Source organism: Mycobacterium sp., from assembly GCF_049281135.1.
Taxonomy (GTDB): Bacteria; Actinomycetota; Actinomycetes; order Mycobacteriales; family Mycobacteriaceae; genus Mycobacterium.
In genome coordinates this window covers 1-1,815 of sequence record NZ_JBAPRN010000694.1, presented here as the reverse complement: position 1 = coordinate 1,815, position 1,815 = coordinate 1, and the positions used below count along the sequence as shown (strand labels likewise).

At 69.4% G+C, this 1,815-nt stretch carries 2 protein-coding genes; one reads left to right on the top strand and one right to left on the bottom strand.

Annotation, left to right across the window (positions count from 1 at the left end; all coding sequences use genetic code 11):
- Nucleotides 1–1,272 (bottom strand): FAD-binding oxidoreductase (locus WAN02_RS27830; RefSeq protein ID WP_422268472.1); only part of this gene is annotated, 1,272 nt, incomplete at its 3' end.
- Between the two features lie 61 nt (nt 1,273–1,333).
- Between WAN02_RS27830 and WAN02_RS27825 the strand changes: the two genes are divergently transcribed.
- On the top strand, nt 1,334–1,815 hold a 482-nt coding region (locus WAN02_RS27825), incomplete at its 3' end, for a uracil-DNA glycosylase family protein (protein ID WP_422268470.1).

Below are 1,815 nucleotides of genomic sequence, written 5' to 3'. Positions count from 1 at the left end.
GAGCCAGGGATGCTTGAGCCGTCCGACCCCGTGTTCGCCGGTGATCGTGCCGCCCAGATCCATTGCAAGATCCATGATCTCGCCGTAGGCCAACTGGGCCCGCTCACTCATCGCGGCGTCGTCGGGGTCGTACACGATCAGCGGATGGGTGTTGCCGTCGCCGGCGTGCGCGATCACCGCGATCATCAGGTCGCGCTGTTCAGCAATGCGAGCGATCCCACCGACCAGGTCAGCCAGCGCCGGCAAGGGCACACCGACGTCTTCGAGCAGCAGCGGCCCCTTCTCCTCGACCGCGGGGATGGCGAACCGGCGGGCGGCGACGAACGCCTCGCCCTCATCTGGGTCGTCGGTCGAAAAGACTTCCGTTGCACCGAATTCGGTAAACGTCGCGGCCATGAACTCGGCGTCGTCGCTACCCGCTTGGCCGCGTTCGTCGGAGGTGCCGACCAGCATCGCGGCCGCATCGCGGTCCAGGCCCATCCGCAGCTTGTCCTCGACCGCGTTGATGGTGGCCGAGTCCATGAACTCCAGCATCGCCGGGCGCAGCCGCGAGGTCACCCCGAGCACCGCCTTGGCGGCGGCTTCAATCGAGGCGAAGTTGGCGACCACCGTGCTCATCGGCTGCTGTGGCGGCACCAACCGCAGCGTCACCTCGGTGATGATGCCCAGCGTGCCTTCGCTGCCGACGAACAACTTGGTCAGGCTCAGTCCCGCAACGTCTTTGAGCCGGGGGCCGCCCAGCCGGACCGCAGTGCCGTCGGCCAACACAACCTGCACGCCGAGGACGTAGTCGGTGGTGACGCCGTATTTCACGCAGCACAGGCCGCCGGCGTTGGTCGCGATGTTGCCGCCGATGCTGCAGATTTCGTACGACGACGGGTCGGGCGGATACCACAGGCCGCGTTCGGCGACCGCCTTCTTGACCTCGGCGTTGAGCAGCCCGGGCTGGCAGACCGCGGTCCGGGTGACCGGATCGACGACGATGTCGCGCATCTTTTCCGTGGACAACACGATCCCGCCGTCCACCGCGGTCGCGCCGCCGGACAGGCCGGTGCCCATACCGCGGGTCACCACCGGAACGTGGTTGGCGGTGGCCCACCGCAGCACGGTCTGAACTTCTTCGGTCCGCCGCGGCCGCACCACTGCGACCGGCTTTCCGGCCGACGGATCGAGGGCTCGATCCTGCCGATATCCCTCGGTGATCGCGGGATCGGTGACCACCGTTCCCTCGGGCAGCTCGGCGATCAGGCCGGCCAGCGCGTCTGCGGCCATGACCGCGATCTTACGGAGATCCTCATCCCACCCGACCGCCGCGTTCGTGCACAGTGGAGCGGTGAACCTCGCCCATCCGCGGACCGGTGCGCTCTTCGACTCCCCGGTGCCGCCAGGCAGCGGGTGGCCCGGCGATCCCGCGACTGCCCGCACGGTGGTCGCGTCGGATCAGGCGCAGGTAGACGCGATGGCCGCCGCCACGAAAACGCTGGCGCAGCTCGACGCCGAGGTGTCGGTGTGCCGGGCCTGCCCACGGCTGGTCGAGTGGCGCGAAGAGTCGGCGCTGACCAAACGGCGGTCATTCGCCGATCAGCCGTATTGGGGCAGGCCGGTGCCGGGCTGGGGTGCCGCGCGTCCGCGGGTGCTGATCGTCGGCCTGGCTCCGGCGGCCAACGGCGCCAACCGGACCGGCCGGGTGTTCACCGGCGACCGCTCCGGCGATTTCTTGTATGCGTCGATGCACCGGGCCGGCCTGGCGAACTCGCCGATCGCCGTCGACGCCGCGGACGGCTTGCAGCTCAACGACACCCGGGTGGTGGCCGC